This is a genomic window from Schaalia odontolytica (assembly GCF_031191545.1).
Lineage (GTDB): Bacteria > Actinomycetota > Actinomycetes > Actinomycetales > Actinomycetaceae > Pauljensenia > Pauljensenia odontolytica.
The window spans coordinates 1,736,154-1,759,125 of sequence record NZ_CP133472.1 but is presented as its reverse complement, the minus strand read 5'-3'; the positions used below and the strand labels follow the sequence as shown (position 1 = coordinate 1,759,125).

The 22,972-nt window shown below is 60.4% G+C and carries 27 protein-coding genes; 14 read left to right on the top strand and 13 right to left on the bottom strand.

Features of this window, described 5'->3' with window-relative positions:
• Positions 1-177: 177 nt before the first annotated feature.
• The gene (locus tag RDV55_RS07545; protein ID WP_245907676.1) at positions 178-420 is read right to left on the bottom strand and encodes a hypothetical protein; all 243 of its coding nucleotides are present in this window, start codon (positions 418-420) and stop codon (positions 178-180) included.
• Positions 421-964: 544 nt separating this feature from the next.
• Here RDV55_RS07545 and RDV55_RS07540 point away from each other — a divergent pair.
• The 13 genes from RDV55_RS07540 to RDV55_RS07480 all read left to right on the top strand — a co-directional run bounded on the left by RDV55_RS07540 (position 965) and on the right by RDV55_RS07480 (position 8,808).
• Entirely contained in the window at positions 965-1,528 is a 564-nt protein-coding gene (locus RDV55_RS07540; protein ID WP_111823632.1) for an Imm61 family immunity protein, read from the top strand.
• Positions 1,529-1,551: 23 nt separating this feature from the next.
• Positions 1,552-2,016, top strand: a complete 465-nt coding sequence (locus RDV55_RS07535) for a hypothetical protein (protein ID WP_111823631.1) — start codon at positions 1,552-1,554, stop codon at positions 2,014-2,016.
• 104 nt (positions 2,017-2,120) lie between these two features.
• A complete protein-coding gene (locus RDV55_RS07530) occupies positions 2,121-2,660 on the top strand; it encodes a hypothetical protein (protein WP_111823630.1) in 540 nt (179 codons plus the stop codon).
• Between the two features lie 3 nt (positions 2,661-2,663).
• Positions 2,664-3,125 carry a hypothetical protein gene (locus tag RDV55_RS07525; RefSeq protein WP_245907675.1) on the top strand — a complete coding sequence of 154 codons (462 nt, stop codon included), beginning with the start codon at positions 2,664-2,666 and terminating at the stop codon, positions 3,123-3,125.
• Positions 3,126-3,170: 45 nt separating this feature from the next.
• Positions 3,171-3,734: an Imm61 family immunity protein gene (locus RDV55_RS07520; RefSeq protein WP_111823629.1), complete on the top strand. Its 564-nt coding sequence runs from the start codon at positions 3,171-3,173 to the stop codon at positions 3,732-3,734.
• Positions 3,735-3,756: 22 nt separating this feature from the next.
• Positions 3,757-4,221 (top strand): hypothetical protein, encoded by a 465-nt coding sequence (locus tag RDV55_RS07515; protein WP_111823628.1) that lies wholly within the window; start codon positions 3,757-3,759, stop codon positions 4,219-4,221.
• A 113-nt stretch (positions 4,222-4,334) separates the two neighbouring features.
• Positions 4,335-4,874 carry a hypothetical protein gene (locus RDV55_RS07510; RefSeq protein ID WP_165835849.1) on the top strand — a complete coding sequence of 180 codons (540 nt, stop codon included), beginning with the start codon at positions 4,335-4,337 and terminating at the stop codon, positions 4,872-4,874.
• 3 nt (positions 4,875-4,877) lie between these two features.
• Positions 4,878-5,339 carry a hypothetical protein gene (locus tag RDV55_RS07505; RefSeq protein ID WP_245907674.1) on the top strand — a complete coding sequence of 154 codons (462 nt, stop codon included), beginning with the start codon at positions 4,878-4,880 and terminating at the stop codon, positions 5,337-5,339.
• Positions 5,340-5,383: 44 nt separating this feature from the next.
• Entirely contained in the window at positions 5,384-5,887 is a 504-nt protein-coding gene (locus tag RDV55_RS07500; RefSeq protein WP_111823627.1) for an Imm61 family immunity protein, read from the top strand.
• A 155-nt stretch (positions 5,888-6,042) separates the two neighbouring features.
• On the top strand, positions 6,043-6,510 hold the full coding sequence (locus tag RDV55_RS07495; RefSeq protein WP_111823626.1) for a hypothetical protein: 468 nt from the start codon (positions 6,043-6,045) through the stop codon (positions 6,508-6,510).
• A 125-nt stretch (positions 6,511-6,635) separates the two neighbouring features.
• Positions 6,636-7,136 (top strand): Imm61 family immunity protein, encoded by a 501-nt coding sequence (locus RDV55_RS07490; protein WP_111823625.1) that lies wholly within the window; start codon positions 6,636-6,638, stop codon positions 7,134-7,136.
• Between the two features lie 655 nt (positions 7,137-7,791).
• Positions 7,792-8,277: a hypothetical protein gene (locus RDV55_RS07485; protein WP_111823624.1), complete on the top strand. Its 486-nt coding sequence runs from the start codon at positions 7,792-7,794 to the stop codon at positions 8,275-8,277.
• 66 nt (positions 8,278-8,343) lie between these two features.
• Positions 8,344-8,808, top strand: a complete 465-nt coding sequence (locus RDV55_RS07480; RefSeq protein WP_111823623.1) for a hypothetical protein — start codon at positions 8,344-8,346, stop codon at positions 8,806-8,808.
• Between the two features lie 121 nt (positions 8,809-8,929).
• Here the strand turns inward: RDV55_RS07480 and RDV55_RS07475 are convergent, their stop codons facing one another.
• Genes RDV55_RS07475 through RDV55_RS07460 form a run of 4 tightly spaced genes read right to left on the bottom strand, consistent with a single transcriptional unit; the run spans position 8,930 to position 12,215 of the window.
• Positions 8,930-9,226 (bottom strand): ferredoxin family protein, encoded by a 297-nt coding sequence (locus RDV55_RS07475; protein ID WP_111823622.1) that lies wholly within the window; start codon positions 9,224-9,226, stop codon positions 8,930-8,932.
• Between the two features lie 26 nt (positions 9,227-9,252).
• On the bottom strand, positions 9,253-10,551 hold the full coding sequence (locus RDV55_RS07470; protein WP_111823621.1) for an FAD-dependent oxidoreductase: 1,299 nt from the start codon (positions 10,549-10,551) through the stop codon (positions 9,253-9,255).
• A 15-nt stretch (positions 10,552-10,566) separates the two neighbouring features.
• Entirely contained in the window at positions 10,567-11,436 is an 870-nt protein-coding gene (locus RDV55_RS07465; RefSeq protein WP_111823620.1) for an electron transfer flavoprotein subunit alpha/FixB family protein, read from the bottom strand.
• 17 nt (positions 11,437-11,453) lie between these two features.
• A complete protein-coding gene (locus RDV55_RS07460; RefSeq protein WP_111823804.1) occupies positions 11,454-12,215 on the bottom strand; it encodes an electron transfer flavoprotein subunit beta/FixA family protein in 762 nt (253 codons plus the stop codon).
• Positions 12,216-12,336: 121 nt separating this feature from the next.
• On the opposite strand from RDV55_RS07460, the gene RDV55_RS07455 reads away from it, so the two are divergent.
• A complete protein-coding gene (locus tag RDV55_RS07455; protein ID WP_111823619.1) occupies positions 12,337-12,969 on the top strand; it encodes a TetR/AcrR family transcriptional regulator in 633 nt (210 codons plus the stop codon).
• Here RDV55_RS07455 and RDV55_RS07450 read toward each other — a convergent pair.
• From RDV55_RS07450 to RDV55_RS07415, 8 genes are all read right to left on the bottom strand, one after another.
• A complete protein-coding gene (locus RDV55_RS07450) occupies positions 12,933-13,604 on the bottom strand; it encodes an MBL fold metallo-hydrolase (RefSeq protein WP_111823618.1) in 672 nt (223 codons plus the stop codon). The genes RDV55_RS07455 and RDV55_RS07450 overlap by 37 nt on opposite strands.
• A gap of 1 nt (position 13,605) precedes the next feature.
• Positions 13,606-14,901 (bottom strand): MFS transporter, encoded by a 1,296-nt coding sequence (locus RDV55_RS07445; RefSeq protein ID WP_373462912.1) that lies wholly within the window; start codon positions 14,899-14,901, stop codon positions 13,606-13,608.
• 160 nt (positions 14,902-15,061) lie between these two features.
• The gene (locus tag RDV55_RS07440; RefSeq protein WP_111823616.1) at positions 15,062-15,937 is read right to left on the bottom strand and encodes a MaoC/PaaZ C-terminal domain-containing protein; all 876 of its coding nucleotides are present in this window, start codon (positions 15,935-15,937) and stop codon (positions 15,062-15,064) included.
• A 28-nt stretch (positions 15,938-15,965) separates the two neighbouring features.
• Positions 15,966-17,537 carry an AMP-binding protein gene (locus RDV55_RS07435; protein ID WP_111823615.1) on the bottom strand — a complete coding sequence of 524 codons (1,572 nt, stop codon included), beginning with the start codon at positions 17,535-17,537 and terminating at the stop codon, positions 15,966-15,968.
• Between the two features lie 4 nt (positions 17,538-17,541).
• On the bottom strand, positions 17,542-18,762 hold the full coding sequence (gene caiB / locus RDV55_RS07430; protein WP_111823614.1) for an L-carnitine CoA-transferase: 1,221 nt from the start codon (positions 18,760-18,762) through the stop codon (positions 17,542-17,544).
• Positions 18,763-18,795: 33 nt separating this feature from the next.
• Positions 18,796-19,929 (bottom strand): crotonobetainyl-CoA dehydrogenase, encoded by a 1,134-nt coding sequence (gene caiA, locus RDV55_RS07425; RefSeq protein WP_111823613.1) that lies wholly within the window; start codon positions 19,927-19,929, stop codon positions 18,796-18,798.
• Between the two features lie 32 nt (positions 19,930-19,961).
• Entirely contained in the window at positions 19,962-20,930 is a 969-nt protein-coding gene (aes, locus tag RDV55_RS07420; RefSeq protein WP_111823612.1) for an acetyl esterase, read from the bottom strand.
• Positions 20,931-20,960: 30 nt separating this feature from the next.
• Positions 20,961-22,268, bottom strand: coding sequence for an MFS transporter (locus RDV55_RS07415; protein WP_111823803.1), 1,308 nt, complete (start codon positions 22,266-22,268; stop codon positions 20,961-20,963).
• Between the last annotated feature and the right edge of the window lie 704 nt (positions 22,269-22,972).

Genomic DNA, 22,972 nt, shown 5'->3' with positions numbered 1-22,972 from the left:
CTGCACACACTCACTGGCAGTAAGAACAAAGTCGCCCGCTAAAATCTGTACTTGCCGTGCGCCACCTGGAAGATCGAATTGGGGCACATTAATTCCTGTACGAATGAAGAAACCTTCAGGAAGATTTACGATCTCATATTGGAAGTACGGGTCATGTAAAGCGAAGATATCAAGAGCTCACGCTTCAAAAGAAAATGACTCACCGCTCACCGGAAGCTGCCACAAATACTTACCGGACGGCATTCCGATTCGATCCAGATACGGCCCATACGCCTCTCGATACTTCGACAACGAGGAAAATACCTCTATTGTCGATCGATCCATACGAGCAAGCACGGTCTCACTATCCTCAACAAAGCGCAGAATGCCCTTGTTGTCGAAGCGAGGTTTCCCCGCGCCAGCTGGCTCGGTCGCAGCCATTGAGTCCTCCTCATCCACCAGTCAACGATCGGCATGTTTCATCCACCATGATACGTAATCGTCCAGCCAGACTATCCCATCGATTCCTCGCCTTGTGAAGGCGTCTGGGTTTCGAAGCGTTTGCTGCGAGAGTTGGCGGAGCGAAACTTCTAAGCCCCGCGCGCAGGCACGAAGCTGTGAACCACCTGATTGGCCGGTGACTTTCTCTGCGTCTTGCGTGCCGCGTTGCCGGGCTATACCTGTCAGCGTATTGCCGCAGGCACGCGGCGGTGTCGCCGTAGACGCACCTAGGTCCGCACCCACAGCGACAGCATTTCCGCGTTCCCCGATTGGAACACTCCAATCTCCGAAGACCTCATCAGCACAATCGTGGGGAACGACGACCCCCTCTCCAAAGACTCCTCTTCCTGGTACCGAATCGTCCGATCTGCCGAACGCTCAACGTTTCCACTCGACGTGACGCGGCTTCGGCCCCTCCCCGGATTCACCGCGGCCGTAAAATCGAGACAGTCGATAGCGCACGCTGAGGAGGAGTAACTCTCGCATGAACGAAGAACTCGCCGCATACATCACCCGCCTGTGCGAACTATCCGGACACACAACCCAGATCGACGATGATTTGATCCTGGTCAAGCCGGGTGAAGATTTTATCTACGACGCATTCACCAGGCGGAAGGGGTACTACGCCTACGGCCACGTCGATAGATACTTATACGGCGGGCCACGCTTCGGCTCCGCTTCCTTCGAGATCTTCAAGAAGTTCGCCATCATGCACTTCGCCGCAGACATTCGCGCAGCGCACCAGCTCCCACCCCTCAACCTCCCACCAGTGACCGACGCTCACCCCGGTTTTTCCATCGAATTCCACGAACCCACCTCGTACCTGCTGACAAGCAAAGCCTCCCCCATTCCCACGACATACACATCCTTCTCGCCAGCTGCGCTGCTCTCGTTGTCATATCTGATGGGCATGTCAAGCGAAGACCTGCTCTCCCTCGTCCTCGAACCGTCCGACGCCGAATACGCCGCGCTCTTCGACCGCTCACCCATATCCACAACCACTGGCGCGAAACTCCAGAACAATAGCAACCATGTAAGCATCCTCTGATCGCTGCATAAAGGACCACCACCATGCTCGAACAGCACAACGACCTCATCGAACGCCTTTTGCGCGACTCATTGACCAGAACAAGTGAATTTAACGGGGGTTGGACTTTTACGAATGATGGCACCCTCTATTTCACTGTCTGGGATAAGGGCGGAACCACATTCTTCTCATGGTCAGAAAGACAACCATCGACGAGTCCCGGCCTTAAGACTGATTGTGATTCTGTCGCTGCCTACGTATTAACGACAGAGCTGGGATCGATGCGCGCCATGGCTCTGCCTTTCGACGTGCCGAGATTCCCCGAAAGGCTCGATCAGCTTCACCCCTCATGGGTAGCCGACAAGACCCCGTTGCCACCCGCCTTGTTCTACCACCGCATTGAGGATCCCAGTGTCTGCTTTTATTCAAGCAGCCCATTCGATGCCGTGCCCGTTACTTACGCGATGGAATACGACCTCGAAGACATCCTGAAGAAATACATGGCCTAAGCCAACGACTAACACCACGCACGCTGACGAGACCACCGGCCTCTGGGCCAGTCAGCCTCAAGCCCTCGACAAACGACTCAGGAAAGCATGAGACACTACAGACTATGACAACGATCAGCAACGACAAGTTCATTGAAGCAGTCGTTTCCGCCGCACACAGGAAAGTAATTGAACTGTCCGAAGAACACATTTTTTTCAATGGGCCAGATCCTCAAGTCATGATTCATATCTGGCGAAAGGACGGCTTTTATTTCAGCGGGACAAGCGAGCGAAGTTACAGGCCCGGAGGCGAAATTCGTGCTAACGATCTGACCACAGTCAAACAATGGCTCGTGATGGAATTGTTCGACCATCTTCGCCTTAGCCTGCACCTGGAGGATATTGGCATTGCATTCAGATGGCTCTCTCCTGCCCCACACTGGTCACAAGATCTCGAGACAGGGGAACTCCTCTACGAGGGGTCGTCCACGGGCATCATCGCGGACATATCTACACGTGCTGCCCTAAATCTGCCCTGGTTCATGAAGCACTCACCCGAGCGCCTCTTCGAGATCGCCCACATTGAAAGCACCAAGGAAGTCTGCCAGGCCCTGTTCGGCATGCCGCGCGTTCCCTTCGCTAAGCCCACGGACAGACAGGAGTAACACATGCTGTGGGAACAGTTTCGTAGCCTCGCACTCCCGCTCCTCGCCGAGCACTTTCCCCCTGAACTCATCGAAGACAACGGCGACAGCATCGTTTTCACTGATAGGCGTAGTCTGGCCAGCTTTTTCGTCACCGAGAACGCACGAGGACTTACCATCGGCCGCCACGAAGAACGCAATACCGTCGGTACGTTCTTCACGAGCCCTTCCATTGAGTTGGCGACCATAGCACTGACATTCCTCGCACGCGAGGGGCTCGGTAAGCTCGTCGATATGCACTATCCTACGGACGAACTTCTAGGCCCCGTATCAGGCACCGACTACAGCATCACGGAAGACAGATCCAGCGGATTTCACCTCACCCACAAAACCGACAGCACACTACGCGCAAAATGCGACTATTTTACATACGCCCGTGCCCTCGCCGAGGCCTCGACCCCCTCCCTGGAATCACTACAGCCGTAGAATCGAGACAGTCGATCCTGCGCCCCGAAGAGGAGCAACCATCACATGAACGAAGAACTCGCCGCCTACATCACTCGCCTGTGCGAACTCTCCGGGCACACAACGCGGATCGACGATGATGTGATCCTAGTCGAGCCGGGTGAAGACTTTATCTACGACGCATTCACCGTGCGGAAGAACTATTATGTCTACGGCCACTACAACAGATACGCTTTCAGTGGCACGCGGTTTGGGTCCGAGTCCTTCGAGATCTTCAAGAAGTTCGCGATCATGTATTTCGCTGTTGATATTCGCGCTGCGCACGACCTTCCCCCGATCACATTCCCTGTAATTTCCTTCCCTCACCCGAACTATTCCATCAAGACCGCATCAGGCAGCACGCACAAGCTGATAGATACACGCACGGTACTTCCTACAACTTTTACGACCATCACACCCGATGCCCTGGTGCCTCTGTCGTACCTGATGGGCACGCCAAGCAAAGACCTGCTCTCCCTCGTCCTCGAACCGTCCGGGGATGGATACGTTGCTCTCTTTGAGGGTCCACCCACTTCCACGCCCACTGGCGCGAAACTCCAGAACAATAGCAACCACGTAGGCATCCTCTGATCGCAGCGGAAGGACCACCACCATGCTCGAACAGCACAACGCCCTCATCGAACGCCTTTTGCGTGGCTCTTTGACCAGGACACGGGAGTTTAACCAGGCGCTGTCTTTCACGAATGACGGCACCCTCTATTTCACTGTCTGGGATAAGGACGGAACCACGTTCTTCGCACGGTCGGAACGACAGCCATCGACTAGTGCTGATCTTCAGACTGATTCTGATTCTGTCGCTGCCTACGTCTTAACGACGCAGCTGGGAGCAAAGCGCGCCATGGCACTGCATTTCGACGTCCCGAGATTCCCCAGAAAGATCGATCAACTCCCACCATCATGGGTAGCCGAGAAGACTCAGTGGCCACCCACCTTGCTCTACCACCGCATCGATGACCCGAGCGTCCGCTTTTATTCAAACACTCCATCCATTGCTGTGCCCACCACTCACGCAATGCAAGACGACCTCGAAGACCTCCTCAAGAAATACATGGCCTAAGCCAACAGTCGGAGCACTTCGGAGTTCTCTCCCTCTAGCGCACACGCATTGTCGGGCCAGTCAGCCTCAAGCCCTCGACAAACGACTCAGGAAAGCATGAGACACTACAGACTATGACAACAATCAGCGACGACGAGTTCATCAATACCTTAACTTCACTCATGAACAGGCCTGTGAAGGCACTAAGTGACGATCACGTCTACTTCCACGGTCCAGATCCTCAAATCATGATGCACGTCTGGCACGAGGACGGCTTTTATTTCGGCGGCACAAGCGAGCGCTCGTACAATCCGGGACCCGAAGTTCGCGCCAACGACCTCATCCCAGTTAAACAATGGCTCGTGATGGAATTGTTTGACTTTCTCCGAATGAGCCAGCACCTGGACGCTATCGGGATCGCATTCAGGCGCCTATCTCCCGCCCCAAGCTGGTCTCAAAATCTCGAGACAGGGGAACTATTTTACGAGGGGTCACCCACGGGGATCCTCACAGATGACTTATCACGTGCCGCCGCGAATCTTCCTTGGTTCCTCAACCACTCGCCCGAACGGCTCCTCGAGATCGCCCACATCGAAAGCACCCAGGAAGCCTGCCAAGCCCTCTTCGGCATACCACGCGTCCCCTTCGCTAAGCCCACGGACAGACAGGAGTAACACATGCTGTGGGAACAGTTTCGAAGCCACGCACTAGCGCTCCTCGGCGAGCACTTTCCCCCGAATCTCATCGAAGACAACGGTGACAGCATCGTCTTTACCGATAAGCGTAGTCTGGCAAGCTACCTCATCACAGAGAACGCACGAGGAATCACCATCGGATGGTACGGCGAGCGCGATACCATCAGCACGATCTTCACGAGTCCTTCCTTAGACCTGGCCACTGTGGGTCTTACCCTCCTCGTACGCGAGGGGCTCGACGAGCTCGTCGATATGCACTATGTTCCGGACGAGCTTCTAGGCCCTGTGCCGGGCACCGACTACAGCATCAGAAAAGACAGATCCAGAGGATTTCACCTCACCCACAAAACCGACAGCTCGCTCAGGGCAAAATGCGCATATTTTACATACGCCCGTGCTCTCGCCGAGGCCTCGACCCCCTCCCTGGATTCACTACGGCCGTAGAATCGAGACAGTCGATCCTGCGCCCGAGGAGGAGTAACTCTCGCATGAATGAAGAACTCGCTGCATACATCACTCGCCTGTGTGAGCTATCCGGGCACACAACCCGGATTGACGATGATTTGATCCTGGTCGAGCCGGGTGAAGACTTTATCTACGACGCTTTCACCATGGTTGAGGAGTACTACGCCTACGGCGAGGTCGATAAGTACTCATTCGGCGGGTCGCTCTTCGGGTCCGCGTCCTTCGAGATCTTCAAGAAGTTCGCGATTATGCATTTCGCCGCAGACATTCGTGCAGCACACCAGCTCCCGCCCCTCAACCTCCCACCAGTGACCGACGTTCACCCCAGTTTTTCCATCGAATTCCGCGAACCGATCGCGTACCTGCTGACAAGCAAAACCTCCCCCATCCCCACGACATACACATCCTTCTCGCCAGCTGCGCTGCTCTCGTTGTCATATCTGGTGGGCACGTCAAGCGAGGACCTGCTCTCCCTGGTCCTCGAACCGTCGGGAGCCGGATACGCCGCGCTGTACCAGCACGACTAAGGGTTCCCCGCTCCTGGTGCTAGCTCACGGAGCACGGGATGAGACCGTCGGTCACGCCTCCTTCCCTCGCACGAGGGGAGGTCAGGGATGCCGTTCCGCGCTCGCCCATCAGTTAGGATGTCCGCTGAGGCAACGACCCGAGGGAGTGAGCGCCCATGCTGGAAGAATTCGACGACCTGATTTCCAGGCTCTGCGCAAACTCTTCAATGACTCAAGAAGAGCACAGGGACAGGCTGTTTTTCACCGATGACGGCCTTATCTTTGACTCGTTGTGGGAATCGAACGGCTATTTTAAGTTTGCTCGTTCGGAACGCCCGTCGTTCGGTGGCGGCTATTTGTGGACGCGCAACCCAACCATCGCTCAGTATCAGCTGGTTGTCGTTCTTGGAAGTTGCATTCGTCGCCTCAACTCATGGGATCCGATAGCACTACCGTCGCAGCCAGACACTCTCGAGAACGCCTGGTCACTCACACCTGTACCGGGCACGACAGCGATTGACTGCGTTTACGTTGACGATCCGGAACATAGTTTCGGGACTTTCACCAACGACCAATGGCTTCGACTCGCGAGTCTTCTCACTATGCCCCTCGAGGACGCGATTCAGCTCTACACGACGGAATAACCCGCCGCGGAAAACGTTCGCTCGTCACCCTTCAAGGTGACGAGGCCTCGGCCCCCTTCCCGGGTTCACCGCGGCCGTAGAATCAACGTAGTCGATAGCGCACTCTGAGGAGGAGCAACCCTCACATGAACGAAGAACTCGCCGCATACATCACTCGCCTGTGCGAACTCTCCGGGCACACGACCTGGATCAAGAAAGACTTAATCCTGGTCGAGCCGGGTGAAGACTTTATCTACGACGCATTCACCATGGTCAAGGAGTACTACGCCTACGGCCACGTCGATAGATACTCATTCAGCGGGGAACGATTCGGCTCCGCGTCCTTCGAGATCTTCAAGAAGTTCGCGATCATGCACTTCGCCGCAGACATTCGCGCAGCACACCAGCTCCCACCCCTCAGTGTCCCAGCAGTGACCGACGTTCACCCCGGTTTTTCCATCGAGTTCCTCGAACCGATCGCGTATCTGCTGACAAGCAAAGCCTCCCCCATTCCCACGACGTACACATCCTTCTCGCCCAAGGCCTTGGTCTCTCTGTCGTACCTGATGGGCACATCAAGCGAAGACCTGCTCTCCCTGGTCCTCGAACCGTCCGGGGATGGATACGTTGCTCTCTTTCAGCGGTAACTCACATGCTGTCTCACCGTTACCAAACGCTTATGCCCGAAGAATGGATCTCCCAATGCTAGAACAGTTGCAATCCCTGAGGCAGAGGATCTCGCACGCAGACTTGAGCGTACAAAACATCGGAAATTGTGATTACTTACTTAATGCGCCTTACGCGCGGTACTACCGATTCCGATTCGCTGATGGATTCTACGAAGTAGGTTCATATGAGCGACACACTCCCGATAGCTTCAGTTTTCAGACGCGCAACGAAGCCATTGCCCTCTATCAATTCACACGAATCATTGGAGGATTGTACCGAAGCGCCCAGAGTTACAAACAGCTGGCCACACCGTCCGGATAGGCTGCCCTTCAGGTGGGGTGGGCTGTTGAGCGGCCAGAAGAATCATTGAGGTCTTTCGACGTCACTGCGGACAATGATCCGTCAATGCACTTTTCTACCTCTGAACCAGAATCCCACATTATTTTGACGTATTTCATGTCTTTTCCTCTCGATTCACTGATCGATATTTTCTTCGATCCATCTGGCGGCGAGCTGGGCACCGATCATAGACATATCCACGCTCTCTCCTTCTAGTGGCCACCTATCACAGACGAGCATCAGCTCAACCATCAGGGAACCGACTCCAACGACCACACGACGAAAGGACAAAGCATGGATCCCGCAGCGATTATCACAACGCTAACGAATTCTGCAGCACTCCATGCCGACATTACTTCAGGCACCTACCACATCACCTGCGAGACCGACACAACTACATCCATTCATATTGATCTGCACTCACAGAGCATCACCAGTACTTACGACGATAAACAAACCACCGTGAGCACACCAAATGTCACTGTCTTTTGTTTCGCGCTCACCTTCCGCTTAGCACCCCTGTGGCGCCAGGCACAAGGACTGAAGACGATCCGTGGAATGCACACCTTCAGTAATCTTGAAACTGAATGGACATTGCGCCGAGAAACACTGGAAGACCCCCGCTTCCTCTTCCGGAACGCCAACGATCCATCGCTCGTTTTCTCGACGACAAACCCAAACATGGACGCCGTCATCACGAAAGCAAGCTCACTAGATCTCAGCACTCTCCTCACCGCCTACACGCAGCCCGAACCATCACACGTCTACGCGCTGATGTGAGGATACCGCCGAGCACAGAGACTGGCCGACAAAAGTACCTCACAACGACCAGGAAGGACCACCACCATGCTGGAACAGCACAACGCCCTCATCGAACGCCTTTTGCGCGACTCTTTGACAAGAACAAGTGAATTTAACGGGGGTTGGACTTTTACGAATGACGGCACCCTCTATTTCTCCGTCTGGGAAGAGGATGAGAACATGTTCTTCTCATGGTCAGAGAGACAGCCATCGAAAGGTATCGTACTTGATACTGATTGCGATTCCGTCGCGGCCTACGTATTAACGACGCAGCTGGGAGCAAAGCGTGCCATGGCACTGCATTTCGACGTACCGAGATTCCCTAGAAAGATCGATCAACTCCACCCGTCATGGGTAGCCGACGAGACCCCATGGCCACTAACCTTGCTCTACCACCGCATCGACGATCCAAGTATCCGCTTTTATTCAAACACTCCGTCCCTTGCAGTATCCACCACTCACGCGATGCAATACGACCCCGAAGATCTCCTGAAGAAATACATGGCCTAAGCCATCATCCGACAGCCCGCACGCCCCGGCCTCGTCCCCACAAACAGTGAGGCGGCGGGAGCTTCACACTCCCACCACCTCACTGCAGGCGCAACCAGAGGCCGCGCCTTTAGGGTTTGAATCAGCCCTCGCGGAACATGATGCCGAAACTACCGCGCGGGTAGTGCCACTTGAGCACGCCCTTCGGCGCTACGGCCAGGCAGGTGCCGCACTCGAGGCACGCCGCGTACTCAACGCCGACGGTGCCGTCGGCCTCAACCGAGTACACCTTTGCCGGGCAGACGCGCTCGAGCAGAGCGCCAGCACCAGTGGCGCGAGCGAGTTCCTGATTGACCTCGATGTGGGATTCTTCCTCATCCAGGTAGTAGGTGTTCCCAGCCAAGCGGGCGGGGACACTCTCGATGACGAATTTAGCCATTGCTCGTCCTCCTTTCAGAAATCTCGTCATAGGGCGCGGATGCCCGCGAGGACATCGCCCATGATCTGCGTCAGCTTCAGGCCCGACGCCTTGAGGGCGTCGAGTCCGACCTTGCGGATGTGGCGCCTCGGCGTCAGGTCATGGTTGAAGATGCCGTAGAACACCTCGGCGCCAAGCTTGCCGTAGTCCTTGTACATGCGCGGGCGCTCCAGGAAGGCCGGGGCCTTCGCGTAGGTCGCCATGTCCTTGCCGACAAAGCTGCTGTCGAGCAGGGCGCGGTACTGGTCCATCGACTGCTGGCCAAAGTCCATGGTCTGGAAGGCCTTCTCGATGGCTTCGGCAGCCGCCAGCGCGGAGCCAGCCGCCAGGTCCATGCCACGGATGGTCAGGCCCGTGTTGAGGGTAAAGCCCGCGGCGTCGCCGATGATCATGAGACCCGGGCGGGTCAGATCGTGCGCCACCATGGCGGGACCGTCCTCAATCGTGAGGTGGCATCCGTACTCGAGGAGGGTTCCGTCCTCCAGGAGAGGGGCAATGGCCGGGTGGTTGAGCATGTGATCGTGGACGTCAGACGAGGCGAGCCCCGACTTCTCCAGATCGTCCAGGCGCATGACGACGCCGAGTGAGATGGACTCCTCGTTGGTGTAGAGGAAACCGCCGCCGGCGACGCCCTGCGTGCAATCGCCGACCATCGCATAGGCGACACCCTCGTTGCCGCGGACGTTGAAGCGATCCTCCAGGACCTTGCGCGGCAGTCCGATGACGGACTTGACGCCGACCGCGAGGTGCTTCTTCGGTTCCTTGGCGCGGATGCCAGCCTGCTGAGCGATGAAGGAGTTGACGCCGTCAGCGGCGACGACCACGTGTGCACGCAGTTCGTCCTCGCCGGCGGTGACGCCGACGATCTGCTGACCCTCGACGATCAGGGAATCGACCTTCACGCCAGGCATGACGGTCACTCCGGCTTCCTCGCACTGTTCCAGCAGCCACGCATCGAGCTTCGCGCGCAGAACAGTCACTGCGTTGGCGGGCTCGCTCAGACGCTTGTCCCAGTAGTCAATGTTGACAAAGGAACTCTCGTTGATGAGGCTCACGCAGTTGCGGGTGATCCGACGCTCAACGGGCGCGACGTTCACGAAGTCAGGGAACACCTGCTCCATGACGCGGCAGTAGAAGACTCCACCGGACAGGTTCTTCGAACCCGGCTCGGCGGCGCGATCGATCAGCAGGACTTCCCGGCCCTTGTTGGCGAGGGTGTAGGCGCACACCGCACCCGCCACGCCGCCACCAATGACGATGACGTCAAAGTCAACTTCCTCGGACATATTCCTCTTCTCGTTTCAGGAAAGCGCTGCGGTCAGCGCGGGAACAACCTCGTAGATGTCGCCCACTATGCCGTAGTCGGAGATCTGGAAGATCGGCGCGTTCTCGTCGTTGTTGACGGCCACGACGATCTTGGAGTCGGCCATACCGGAGGTGTGCTGCACCTGTCCGGAGATGCCCAGCGCAACGTAGATATCCGGCGAGACATGCATGCCGGAGACGCCCACGTAGCGGTCCTTGCTCAGCCAGGCGGTGCCCTCGGCGAGCGGACGCGAACAGGCAATCTCGGCGCCCAGGGCCTCGGCGAGGGCGTTGGCCATCGCGAGGTCCTCTTCGGCCTTGAAGCCGCGTCCGCAGGACACGATGCGGCGAGCCGCAGCGAGGTTGGCGGGGCCTGAGCCGGCAGCCTGGACGTTGGTGATGGTCGCGCCCATGGCACCACCCTCAGCGGTCTGGGCGGCGGGGCCGCCCTCGACGCCAGCGCCGCCCTCGAGGACGAGCACGGCACCCTGGAAGGCGACGGTCTCGTTGGTCAGACCACCGTAGCGGGCGACCTCAGCGCCGGAGCCCGACACGGAGGTGGCACCAACGACGACGGGCAGCGCCAGGGCGGCGGCTGCGGCGCCGGCGAAGGAGCGCTCGGCGGGACGGTTCGCGGCGAGGATGACGTCGCCCTTGGCGTCGGCCAGCAGTCCGGCGACGACGCCAGCGTAGGCCTCGGCGGGCACATTCTCGGCGGTGGGGACGTGGATGAGCTTGTCGACGTTGCCGACGGCGGGTGCCGTGGGGGCGACAGCGATGACGGTGGTGGTGCCACCGATAGCAGCGGCAGCCTCAACGAGGTTGGCGATGCGCTCGTCGGTCGTGAGAATCCAGGTGTTCGTCATTGTTCTGCAGTCCTTTCTCAGAGTGCGCCAGCGTTGCGCAGGGCAGCGACGAGCTGGGCGGCAGCGTCGTCACCGGTGAACGTCTCGTTGCGGCGCGCCTTCGCGACGGGCTTGGCGCGGCCGGTGACCTCGAGGGACACCTCGACGGGAGAAACCTCGGCGACGGCCACCTCGTCGAGAGGCTTCTTGCCGGCGGCAAGGATGTCCTTCATGCCGGGGACCTTGACGGCGGCGGCATCGGTGGCCACGGCGACGACGACGGGGCCGTCGACCGTGATGGTGCGGGTGCCACCGGCGGCGGACTGGGTCAGCGTCCAGCCGTTGCCCGCGGCCTCGACCGCGATAACTTCCTGGAAGCAGGGCCAGCCGAGGAAGCCGGCGATCAGGGTGGAGACCATCTTGGCGGACTCGTCGATGGAGGAGTCACCGGTCAGGACGATGTTGGCACCCTCAATCTTGCCCACGAGGCCCGCGAGGGCGGAGGCAACGGTGGTGGCGTTCCAGGTGGCGGTGGCGTCATCGGCGACGACGAGGGCGCGGTCCATACCGCGGGACAGGGCACCCTTCTTGGCCATCGACGAGGCCACGGCCTTGCCACCCACGGAGATGCCCACGACATCGGTGCCGAGGGAATCAGCAAGTGTGCGGCCCACCTGGACGGCAACGGGATCGTATTCGGAGATCGCGGCCTTGGCGCGCGACCAGTCGACGACACCGGAGGCGTCGACGGTGGTGTCTTGCGGGTTTGCTGCGTACTTGTACGCGACGATGATGCTCATCATCTGCCCTTTCTGCACGTGCGTGCTGTTGGTGGTTATGGGTGGAACAGGCTCTGCGGGATTCGAAGCGGTTCGCTTAGAATGACTCCATGTGACCCCTCTCTCGGAAGGAGTGCGCGCAGTGACGCGTCTTGCCGGTCAGAATCCCGTGAAAGCGGGCAGGCCTCGTGATCCTCAGCTGGAGGAACGCGTTTTTCGCGCCGCCCTTGATCTGTATGGGGAAGCCGGCTGGACAGGCTTCAATCTGACGAAGATTGCCGCCGAAGCCGGGGTCGGTAAGTCCAGCCTGTACTCGCGCTGGAACGACCGCAACACGCTGCTGCATGCCGCCTTCACCGCTCTCATTACGTGCCCCGGCCCCAGGGGAGATTCCCCACGGGAGATCCTCGTCAACGAGGCGGACTTCCGCCTGCGTGAGTACCTGGGCCCGAACCGATCCGCCGTGCGCCGCCTCTTTGTCGAGGCCGGCAACGCCGAAGATCCCGTCATCCGTCAGGTCTACGAGGACCTGTTCGTGACACCGCTCCTGGCCATCCATGAGCGACTCTGGGATTTCAAGCGCAACGGGGAGCTGCCCCGCAACACGTCGGTTGTTCGTCTGCTCGATGCCGTCGAAGGCAGCGTGCTGATGCGCACGTTCTGCCTGCCAGACGATTTCATCGACTGTTTCCTGATGAAGGTTCCCGCGTACGTCGCAGACCTTGTTGACGATCAGCTTCACCACCACGAGCCCTCCCGCCAGCTCGGGTTGTGAGGTGCGGCGCGCATGGCGCGCTGGACGATGAAGGCGAGCATCGGCAGCTCGGCCCGCATGGTCGTGGGTCCCCCGTGTCCGGGGTAGACGCGCAGCGCGGGGTCCAGCTCGGTCAGGCGCGCGCAAGAGCGCACCATGTCCGCGTCGTTGCCCAGCACGAAGGCCGTTGAGCCAATCGCGCCCTGGAAGAGCATGTCGCCGCTGAACATAACCTTGTGGTCCTCACAGAGCAGGCAGATACTGCCGGGGGTGTGTCCGGGAGTGTTCAGGACCGTCAGAGAGTCGCCGCCCCAGGTGACGACGTCGCCCTCTTCGAGCGCGCGATCCACGTGGTCGACCGTGTAGTCGATGCCCTCCTCGTCGAAGCCGGAGCGGTGCACGTCGGCCACGCCGTCGACGTCGCGGGCGCCGCAGGCAACCCAGCAGCCGTAGGCCTCGACAAGCTCGTTGACCGCACCGATGTGGTCGGAGTGGCAGTGCGTCAGGATGATACCGACAACCTTCTTGTCGCCGAACCAGCGCAGGATCCGCTGCGGCTCCGCCCCTGGGTCGAGGACGATGGTGCCGGCCTCGTTCGTGAGCGCGTAGCACTCGGCCTTCCACGCTCCGACGGTCATCTGTTCGATCGTAAACACGTCAACGCCCCTTGAAATCGACGGACCCGGTTTCGGCGAGGGTGTACCCGCGCGTCTCGGGGGCCCAGATGAGCGAGACGACCGTACCCAGGACGGAGATCGCCGCACCGGCGAGCATCGTCGCGCCAAAGCCGTGGGTCTCCATGAACGAGGGCAGGATGTACAGCGAGACGACGGTGCCGATGCGGCTCAGCGACATCGCGAAGCCCATGGCGGTGGCGCGCACCTCCGTCGGGAAGAGCTCGTTGGGGTAGAGCCACTCGAGGTTGCCCGGGCCGCCCGCGAGCAGGGCGTAGGCGATGAGGCACCCCATGATGAGGCCGATGCCCGCGCCCGGGAAGAAGCCGACGATGGCCAGGGCGACCGTCATGCCACCGAAGCAGCCGATGATGAGGGGCCGGCGGCCGATCCGCTCGCACAAGTACATGGCGGGGAAGGTACCGAGCATGAAGAACGTGCCGACGAGGAGCTCGACGAGGAGGGCGTCGCGCCCGTGCTCGAGGCCGATGGCGCTACCGATGATCTGCTCGCCGTAGGTGTAGAACGCGAACATGGGGATCGCCTGACACAACCAGATGACGCCGATGAAGATGATGCGCTGCAGGTAGACGCCGCGCAGGACCTTCGACACCGAGGTCTTGGCGGCCTCTTCTGCCTTGGGAAGGCGAACGTTGGCTCCCAGGGTCTTGTGGACGATCGCCTGCGCCTCCTCGGCGCGACCCTTGGAGACGAGCCAGCGCGGGGATTCGGGGATATCCCAGCGCCCCACGAGGATCAGGATGCAGGGGATCGCGGAGGAGGCCAACATGTAGCGCCAGCCATGCGCCGTGTTGTACAGGCAGAAGCCGACCAGGGCCGCGACGTTGGCACCCAGGTACCAGGCTGCGGCAATGACGCCCATGGCTCCCGCACGGTACTTGCGCGGCGAGAACTCGGCGATCATCGAGGTCGCGATCGGGTAATCCGCTCCCACGGCCACGCCCACGAGGAAGCGCAGGATGAGCAGCCAGATCGGGCTTTGGACAACCGCGCACAGGACCGACAGGACCGCGATGACGACCAGGTCGATGACGAACATCTTGCGTCGGCCGATCAGATCGGTGAGCCATCCGCCGAAGGAGGCGCCGAGGAACAGGCCGACGAGGGAGGCGACGCCGAGGAGCCCGCGCCAGTGGGCGTCCAGGACGAGGTCGTTGCCCATTGCTTGCATCGCCACGCCGATGATGGCCAGCACGTAGCCCTCCAGGAAGGGGCCGCCCGAGGAGAAGACGATAACGCGCTTGAGCAGCGGTGTCATCTCGAGGTCTTCGAGGTCGATCGCGGTGTCGTTGTGAGCCACGATGTTCTCCTTTCCGGTGAAAGCGTGTGTGCAGTCGTGTGGTGGGTGTGGCGCGGGAGAGGTGCTAGGGGCCTCTCCCGCGCCCCAGGCGCGGGGCGCCTTTACCCCACGAGGTGCATCAGCGGTATTCGATGATGCCCCAGTTCAGGTGCGGCTTGGCACCGGTCTCTTCGGCGTCAGCGTCGACCAGCATGAAGCGCAGCTCGCCCTCGGCGACCTTCCACAGCTTGGTCTTGAGTGTGGTGCCGGGGTGGACCGGCGAGGTGATGCGGGTCTTGAAGCGGGTGATGCGCTCCGGCTCGCCGGGAACGAACGCGTTGATGGCGTGACGCATGACGACGCCCGCGTAGGAGATCGCGTGCAGGATCGGGCGGGGCTCGCCGTTCTCTGCAGCGTACTCCCAGTCGATGTGCTGCGGGTGGTAGTCCCCCGACAGACGGTAGATGAGAGCCTGGTTCTCGGGGATCGTCTCGACAACCTCGACGTCGGCGTCACGCTCGGGCATCTCGACGATGTCCTTCGGAGGCTTGGGGCCGCCCCAGCCGCCGTCGTAGATCAGGCAGTCCCAGGACTCGTTGGTGAAGAGCAGGTTGCCCTCCGAGTCGTAGGTGTCGCCGATGTGCTGGGCGAGCAGGCCACGGCCCTCACCGCGGTCGTAGAGGCCCTCGAGGCGAACCTTGGTCTCGAGGTGGTCGGCCATCTTGGTGATGGGCTGGTGGAAGCGAATGTCGAAGCCCCAGTGCAGCGATCCGGCGTAGTTGTAGCCGTAGTCGATCGTGCGGGTGACCTCGGAGTCGACGATCAGCATGGCACCGAACATGGGCAGCACCTTGAGCCGGGGGGCGCGCTCGTCGTGCTCATTCAGGTACTCGAGGCCGTCCTTGCCGTCGATACCCGCGCCACAACCGAGGGCGAAGAGCTCCAGGTCGCGGAAGGTGTAGTCACGGACGAAGGGACCGAAGGTCTGTCCGACCATCTCGGTATTGATTGCCATTGTTCATTGTCCTTTCAATGGGATGGATTCAAGAGGTTGCGAGGAGTTGCTTGTTGACTTTGCCGTAGCTTCCCCGCGGGAGTTCCTCGACGAACTCCACGTAACTGGGCACTTTGAATGACGCCAGACGTTCCTCGCAGTGGTCGATGACGGCCTGGGGGTCGAGGCTGACGCCGGGTTCCGCGACGACGAAGGCCTTGACAGCCTGGCCGCGCACTCCGTCGGGCACCCCGATGACGGCGACCTCCTGCACGCCGTCGAGGCTCTCGATTGTGCATTCAACCTCGGCGGAGGACACCGATTCGCCCGAGCGCTTGATGAGGTCAACACGCCGATCCATGAAGTAGACCCAGCCATCCTCGACGTAGGCGAAGTCGTGGGTGCGGTACCAGCCGTCTTCGGAGAGAACCTCGGCGGTCGCCTCGGGGTTGTTCCAGTAGCCGGCCATGAGGCTGACTCCGGGGACGCCGTGGAGGACGAGCTCGCCGACCTCGCCCTCGGGCAGCTCGGTACCCTGGCAGTCAACGACGCGGACCTCGTAGCCGGGCCCCGCCTGGCCGATCGATGGCCAGCGACGCTCGCCTTGAGGCGGGTCCGTGACCGCTCCGATGAGACACTCGGTGGACCCATAGTTGTTGAGCAGAGTCACGCCGAAACGCTCCTCGAAGGCTTCCTTTTCCTTGGCGCTCAGGGGCAGGAAGTAGTGCATCTCGCGGACCTGGTGGTTGCGTTCCTCCGGGTCGACGGGCTGACGCAAGAGTGTCGCAACGATCATCGCCATGCCCTGCACGAGGGTCGCGCGGTGTTCGCGCGCCTCACGCCAGAAGCGCGTCGCGGAGTATCTCGACAGCATGATGAGCGTCGCGCCCATCGTCAGGACGGGTGCCAGCGCCGACAGCTGGAAGTTCACGCGGGCCGCAACCATGGAGGTCATGTAGCGGTCCTCGGGATTCATATCCAGTTCCCAGTTGACGAAGACGCCCGAAAAGACGAAGTTCGCCTGAGTGATGACGACGCCCTTGGGGGCCGAGGTCGTACCCGAGGTGAAGAGAATCGCCAACGTGTCCATGGGGTCCACGTGAGGATTCGACTCAAAGGAGTCGGAGGCGTCCGCCCGCAGGTCGGCCAGGAGCGCGACGTCCGCCCCGGCCTCGTCCCCGGGGGTGCCCTCCCCCACCGCCACGATGTCCGTCACGGACTCGGGCAGGTGGGAGAGGACCTCTGCGATGTTGTTCACGCAGGTGATCAGCATCTGAGCCCCGCACAGGCCCATGATGCGCCCCAGCTCGCAGGGTGCCGACGTGGCATCGACGGGGACCGCGATAGCCCCCATCTTGGCCAGCGCCAGCGTGCACTCCACAAACTCGACGCAATTGTCGAGGTAGAGAGCAACGCGGGTGCCGGCCCCAACGCCCCTCGCAACGAGGGCGTTGGCACACGTGTTGACGCGCGCGTCGAACTCACGGTAGGTGAAACGAGCAACCGACGAGGTATCAGCATCCTCGTACACGAGGAACTCATGGCCTCCGCGCTCCATCACCTGCCGCTGCCACAGTTGCGCAACTGTGGTGTTCTCCGGCACCCACGTCGAGCTGGTCATTCGATCAGTCCTCGTCAGCTGCCTTGACGGTGCCGGACGCGATCAGGGCCTCGATGGCCTCGTCGGCGTAACCGGCGCGCTTGAGGATGTCGCGCGTGTCCCCACCCAGAGCGGGCATCGGACGCCAGAAGGCTCCCGGGTTGCGGCGGAACTTCGGGAAGGTGTTGAGCCCCTTGATGGTCTTGCCTTCCGCGTTCTCCCACTCGATGAAGCACTCGCGCGCCTGCACGTGCTCGGCCTCGAGAATGTCACCAAACTCGTTGACAACCTGCGCGGCGATTCGGTGCGCAACAAAGTCACGCTGCACGTCGTACTTGGACTGGGTCTTCAGGTAGGCCTCCAGGGTCTCCTGGATGAGGTCCGCCTTGGGGCTGTCAAGCCACAGGGCCGAGGTGCCCTCGGGGTACTCGTCGGTGCCCCACAGCTCGCCCAGGCCGATGGTCTCGAGCAGGTACTTGTTCTGCGGTACGCCGTACAGGCACAGGCCGATGAAGCCGTCCTTGCACTCGTAGATGCCGATGCCGCACAGGTTCTGATGGCGCGCACCCGGACGCGGGTAGGAGATGCCCGCGTTCATGTAGTCCATCATGTAGTACGTGCCCACGCGCAGCAGGGTCTCGTACATCGCCATGTCGATACTCTCGCCCTCGCCGGTAACCTGCACACGGTGCAGAGCCGCCAGCGACGAGGAGATGATCATCAGGGAGTTGATGTAGTCGCCCAGGTAGGGGGAGATGTTCATCGGCTGATCGGCGGAGCCGTTCTGCGTGACGATGCCGGCGTAGGCGGCGACCGTCAGGTCGTAGGCGGCCGAGTTGATCTGCTCTTCATCGCCGTACTGGCCGAAGCCGGAGACGTGCACGATGACGAGCTTAGGGTTGATCTCCCACAGGAACTCATCCGTGATTCCCTTGCGAGCGTACATCGGTCCCTTGCCGGACTCGATGAAGATGTCAGCGTCCTTGACGATGGCGCGCAGAGCTTCCTTGCCTTCGTCGGTGAAGGGGTTCATGGAGATCGAGCGCATGTTGCGGCGCTCCATCTCCTTGACCCACGCGGTGTCGCGCATCGAGTCGCCGGTCCACACGTTCTCGATCCACGTGACGTCGGCGCCCCACTCGCCCATGATGGCCGCAGCCGTGGGGGCTGCGATCTCAACGGCGGAGTATACGACCTTGACGCCATCGAGGACGCCGAACGACGGCTTATCCGTAGGCAGTGCCATGGCTATTCGTCCTTTCGTTCTCTGGTGCGTGAATCAGCGGTAGGGGTACAGGGCGGAACGGCCGGTGGCGAGGATCATCATTTCGTCGGTGCCACCGGAGACGCGGTCCACGCGCAGGTCGCGGTAGAAACGTTGGATGCGGTGGTCGCCGGTGATGCCGACGCCGGCCAGGACCTGCAGGGCGCGATCCACAACCTCGAACGAGGCCTCGGAGCAGTAGTACTTCGCCATCGAGCAGTCGCCGCGCGAGAGCAGACAGTTGTCGTGCTTCCAGGCGATCTCGTAGAGCATGTTGCGCATGTTGGTCAGGCGCACCTTCATCTCGGCGAACTTCAGCTGGATGAGCTGGTGGCGGGCGATGGCCTGGCCGCCCTGAATACGCTGGTTGGCGTACTTGGCGGCGTCCTCGAACGCGCAGTAGGCGGTGCCATAGTTGGTCAGGGCGACGAGGAAACGCTCGAGGTCGAAGTCGACCACGCCGCGGCGGAAGCCATTGCCCTCGGTGCCGAAGAGGTCCTTCTCTTCGAGCTCAACGTTGTCGAAGTAGACGTCGCAGCAAGAATCCATGCGCAGACCGAGCTTGTCCAGCGGCTCCTTGGTGATGCCCGGCTTGGACATGTCGACGAACCACTCGGAGTAGGTCTCCATGTTGTCGGCGTCGCGGGCCATGACGACCAGGTAGGGGGCGTACAGCGAGGAGGTGATGAAGGTCTTGTGCCCGTTGAGGTAGACCTTGCCGTCCTTGCGGGTGTAGGTGGTGCGCATGTCATCCCACGAGGAACCGGCCGACGGCTCGGTCATCGCGTAGTTGAGCATCTGCTTGCCGGTGCCAACGAAGGAGAGGATCTTCTCCTTCTGTTCCTCGGTGCCCTCGCGCAGGACGGTGTCCCAGCAGGGCATCTGGTAGAGCACGTAGGTGGGGCCGCCCTCGCGGCCGAGCGCCTCGTAGGCGGCGGTCAGGGTCACCCAGTCGGCACCGAGGCCGTCGTGCTCCTCGGGTAGGAGGATGCGGTCGAAGCCGAGCTCACAGATGGCCTCGGTCCACTCGATCGGGTACTCGTGCTTCTCATCGCACTCGTGGAAGTATGCGTCCCAGTTACGCGAATGCATGACCTCGGTAAAGGCATCGACCATGAGCTGCTGATCTTCATTGAGCGAAAAATCCACGTCGGTTCACTTTCTGTTTGTGAGCGTCTAGCTCAGCGGTGGATAGGGTGTTCGGTGAAGAAGTGCGCGCCCTCAGAGAGCACATCCATGGTGTCGTCGAGCATCTTGGAGTGATGAAGGAAGCCGTGGATGACGCCCTCAACTTCGTTGTAGAGGTGAGGAACGCTGCACAGATTGAGGATGTCGGCCAGAGTACGCGAGTCATCACGCAGGGGATCCAAGCCGGCGGACACGACGTAGCAGGGCGGGATGCCCTGGCTAAAGTCGGATCCCAGGATGTTGAAGTAGCGGTCGCTCACGTCCGCCGGATCGGCAAAGTACTGGTCGAGGTAGTACTGGTAGTCGGCCTCGGTCAGGCCATCCCAGGCACCGCCCAGGAGGCGCATGGACGAGGAATCCTTGAGCCCGTAGACGCCGTAGTACAGGAGCATCGCGCGCACGGACGTGAGCGAGCCCTCGTCGCGCATCATGAGCATCGTCCCCATGGACATGTTTGCTCCGGCGGAGTCTCCGGCGAAGGACACGTCCTCGGGGTCGATCCCCCACTGGCTCGCATTCTCACGAATGTGCGCAACGACGTCGCAGCACTCGTGGATCTGGCGCGGGAAACGGGCCTCGGGGGCGAGCGTGTAGTCCACGCTCACGACCGCGGCACCGGTCAGGTGGCACAGGGTGCGGGTGATGCGGTCGTGCGTATCCACGTCGCCGATCACCCAGCCACCGCCGTGCACGTAGACGATGAGCGGACGCTGGCCTTCCCCGCTCGGGCGGTAGTGGCGCACGCGCACCTGCCCGTAGCGAGTGGGAACCATGACGTCCTCGCTCGAGAACACCTCGGGGCCACCCTCGTTCCAGAACGCGCGCTCCTTGCGGTAGGCGGCACGCATGTCGTCGAGGCTCTGTCCGGTCACGTACGCGCCCGCGGCAAGTTCATCCTGCTTGGCGACGACCTGACCCATCTGCTCGGTCCACAGGGCCGGAACGTTGTACTTGTGACCCACGAGGTGCTCCTTTGCGATGTCCGTTGCTTATCAGTTCTGCTCGGTCTTCTTCGCGCGGGCGCGAACGACCAGGAGGAGCGCGATTGCGCACAACGCTGCGAGGATCGCGGTGCCACCCAGGATCATGAAGATCTGTCGGAAGGCACCAGCCTTGTCGTCGCCGGCGGCGTCGCGGATCGAGCCGAACCAGGTGTAGGAGAAGGTGTCGGGCAGGAAGCCGATGACGGAGAGCAGGCCCGAGGCGGTGCCGAAGACCGCGGGGTTGATCTTGCCCTCGGTCAGCTGCGACGACACGATGCCGAAGACGCCGTTGGCCATGAAGGCCAGGACGATAACCAGGGCCGCTGTGACGAACGGGTTCGCACCGGAGGGCAGGAAGACAAAGACCCCGAAGAGCAAGCCAGCGATGATCGAACCGCAAGCAATGACGCGCGACGGCGAGCCGACCTTTTCAGCAACACCACCGAAGATGGGAGCGGACAGGAGGGACACGCCGTAGGTACGGACGGTCGCGACCATCGTGACGACGGCGGGAGCCAGGAACATGACGTCCTTCATGTAGCCGGTCGTCTGGTTGACGCCCGTGTAGAAGAAATACACGAAGAACAGCGTCGCGGCGGCGAGCCACACGACGGGGTTGATGAGCACCTGGCCGAGCTGCTTGACCTCGAAGCCCCCCTCGGAGGAGCCGATCTCGCCGGCGAACTTCGGGATGAAGAGGAAGGAGAGGACCGCGAGGAACATGATGATGCCGCCCAGTATGAACAGCAGGACGCGCATGGGGATGATGTCCCCCTGCGAGGCGAGGTGGGTGACAAGCCAGGAGTTGAAGAAGCCCAGGATCAGACCGGCGAGGCCGTAGAAGGCGTAGGACAGGCCGATGTTGCGCGAGTACCCGTCTTCCTCGGAGACGAGGCGGACGAGCTTGTAGCGGATGCCCCACCAGATGAGGATCGTGGAGATACCCATCGCCACGAACAGAAGGCGGATGGTGAACAGCGACGGGAACATCGCGTACCAGAAGGTCAGGAGCGCGGTGAGGCCGAAGCCAACCCAGGACAGGGTACGAACGCGAACGATGTCGGCGACAATGCCGGAGGGCAGGTAGCAAACAAGGGCCGTGATCGCGTAGGCGCTCAGGAGGGTGCCCATCACCGTCGTGACGTTGTCGGTGGTGGCACCGCCCGAGGCAATCAGCGCCTTACCCAACGGGTCCTCAAAGACGTACTGCAGGTAGACGGGGGTGTAGATGATGGAGCTGCCGATGGAGACCAGAACGAGCAGGAAGAAGCGGTGTCCACGCGACAGATCATTCGCGTGGCGCTCCTGGGTGAGCATGCTCAGCACTGCGACCACCTTTCATGAAATTGAGAGGCTGGGAAATCAGTTTGTTGACATCGCCCCGCGACTATGTCTCGTATCTTCATCATTGAATGAAAAACCAGGTATTTGTCAACGTCGAGCCACTATTCCGATCACCGTTAATCATCATGAAGCGTGGCTACCAGTAGCACTCGCGGAACTTTGTGCTGTCAATGGTATCGAGAGCGAACCAGGTCAATCCCGACCTTGGTCCCAGATTATTTCCCGCAATTCCGGACCTTACGCGTCCAAAAGTGACCTATGCCAGCAGTGACGCGGACGGTGCTAAGAGCGCGTTTATTGCGGACGATCTTGGTCCATTTGTCAGCTTGTACTGAGATGTTCATTACTCCATAAAGAGCTAGTCATCCGACACAAAAAGGTCTAACTAGTTACACGCCGATCCCACCTCGACACACTTACACTCTAATCACATAAATTGTCTGACATATTTTCATTTAGACCCAAAAGGGAAATTCAATCGACAAACATCGCAAATTATCCGACGCTTATCGTCGGTAATATCGTCACGCACGTTGAAGCCGGATTCTTCACACACGAGATGTGCGGCACTATGATCCTCCAGACGCCCCGAAAATAGCCGTCCTCATTCCACCACGGCACCTGCACCCGTTGCAGTCGACGGAAGCACCGACTGCGGTCAGCCGCCAGTTTCTGCT

Bases quoted from the DNA above. Each gene is read 5' to 3' on its own strand.
- RDV55_RS07545 (WP_245907676.1), bottom strand. From the start codon at position 420: ATGGCTGCGACCGAGCCAGCTGGCGCGGGGAAACCTCGCTTCGACAAC.
- RDV55_RS07540 (WP_111823632.1), top strand. From the start codon at position 965: ATGAACGAAGAACTCGCCGCATACATCACCCGCCTGTGCGAACTATCC.
- RDV55_RS07535 (WP_111823631.1), top strand. From the start codon at position 1,552: ATGCTCGAACAGCACAACGACCTCATCGAACGCCTTTTGCGCGACTCA.
- RDV55_RS07530 (WP_111823630.1), top strand. From the start codon at position 2,121: ATGACAACGATCAGCAACGACAAGTTCATTGAAGCAGTCGTTTCCGCC.
- RDV55_RS07525 (WP_245907675.1), top strand. From the start codon at position 2,664: ATGCTGTGGGAACAGTTTCGTAGCCTCGCACTCCCGCTCCTCGCCGAG.
- RDV55_RS07520 (WP_111823629.1), top strand. From the start codon at position 3,171: ATGAACGAAGAACTCGCCGCCTACATCACTCGCCTGTGCGAACTCTCC.
- RDV55_RS07515 (WP_111823628.1), top strand. From the start codon at position 3,757: ATGCTCGAACAGCACAACGCCCTCATCGAACGCCTTTTGCGTGGCTCT.
- RDV55_RS07510 (WP_165835849.1), top strand. From the start codon at position 4,335: ATGACAACAATCAGCGACGACGAGTTCATCAATACCTTAACTTCACTC.
- RDV55_RS07505 (WP_245907674.1), top strand. From the start codon at position 4,878: ATGCTGTGGGAACAGTTTCGAAGCCACGCACTAGCGCTCCTCGGCGAG.
- RDV55_RS07500 (WP_111823627.1), top strand. From the start codon at position 5,384: ATGAATGAAGAACTCGCTGCATACATCACTCGCCTGTGTGAGCTATCC.
- RDV55_RS07495 (WP_111823626.1), top strand. From the start codon at position 6,043: ATGCTGGAAGAATTCGACGACCTGATTTCCAGGCTCTGCGCAAACTCT.
- RDV55_RS07490 (WP_111823625.1), top strand. From the start codon at position 6,636: ATGAACGAAGAACTCGCCGCATACATCACTCGCCTGTGCGAACTCTCC.
- RDV55_RS07485 (WP_111823624.1), top strand. From the start codon at position 7,792: ATGGATCCCGCAGCGATTATCACAACGCTAACGAATTCTGCAGCACTC.
- RDV55_RS07480 (WP_111823623.1), top strand. From the start codon at position 8,344: ATGCTGGAACAGCACAACGCCCTCATCGAACGCCTTTTGCGCGACTCT.
- RDV55_RS07475 (WP_111823622.1), bottom strand. From the start codon at position 9,226: ATGGCTAAATTCGTCATCGAGAGTGTCCCCGCCCGCTTGGCTGGGAAC.
- RDV55_RS07470 (WP_111823621.1), bottom strand. From the start codon at position 10,551: ATGTCCGAGGAAGTTGACTTTGACGTCATCGTCATTGGTGGCGGCGTG.
- RDV55_RS07465 (WP_111823620.1), bottom strand. From the start codon at position 11,436: ATGACGAACACCTGGATTCTCACGACCGACGAGCGCATCGCCAACCTC.
- RDV55_RS07460 (WP_111823804.1), bottom strand. From the start codon at position 12,215: ATGAGCATCATCGTCGCGTACAAGTACGCAGCAAACCCGCAAGACACC.
- RDV55_RS07445 (WP_373462912.1), bottom strand. From the start codon at position 14,901: ATGACACCGCTGCTCAAGCGCGTTATCGTCTTCTCCTCGGGCGGCCCC.
- RDV55_RS07440 (WP_111823616.1), bottom strand. From the start codon at position 15,937: ATGGCAATCAATACCGAGATGGTCGGACAGACCTTCGGTCCCTTCGTC.
- RDV55_RS07435 (WP_111823615.1), bottom strand. From the start codon at position 17,537: ATGACCAGCTCGACGTGGGTGCCGGAGAACACCACAGTTGCGCAACTG.
- caiB (WP_111823614.1), bottom strand. From the start codon at position 18,762: ATGGCACTGCCTACGGATAAGCCGTCGTTCGGCGTCCTCGATGGCGTC.
- RDV55_RS07415 (WP_111823803.1), bottom strand. From the start codon at position 22,268: ATGCTCACCCAGGAGCGCCACGCGAATGATCTGTCGCGTGGACACCGC.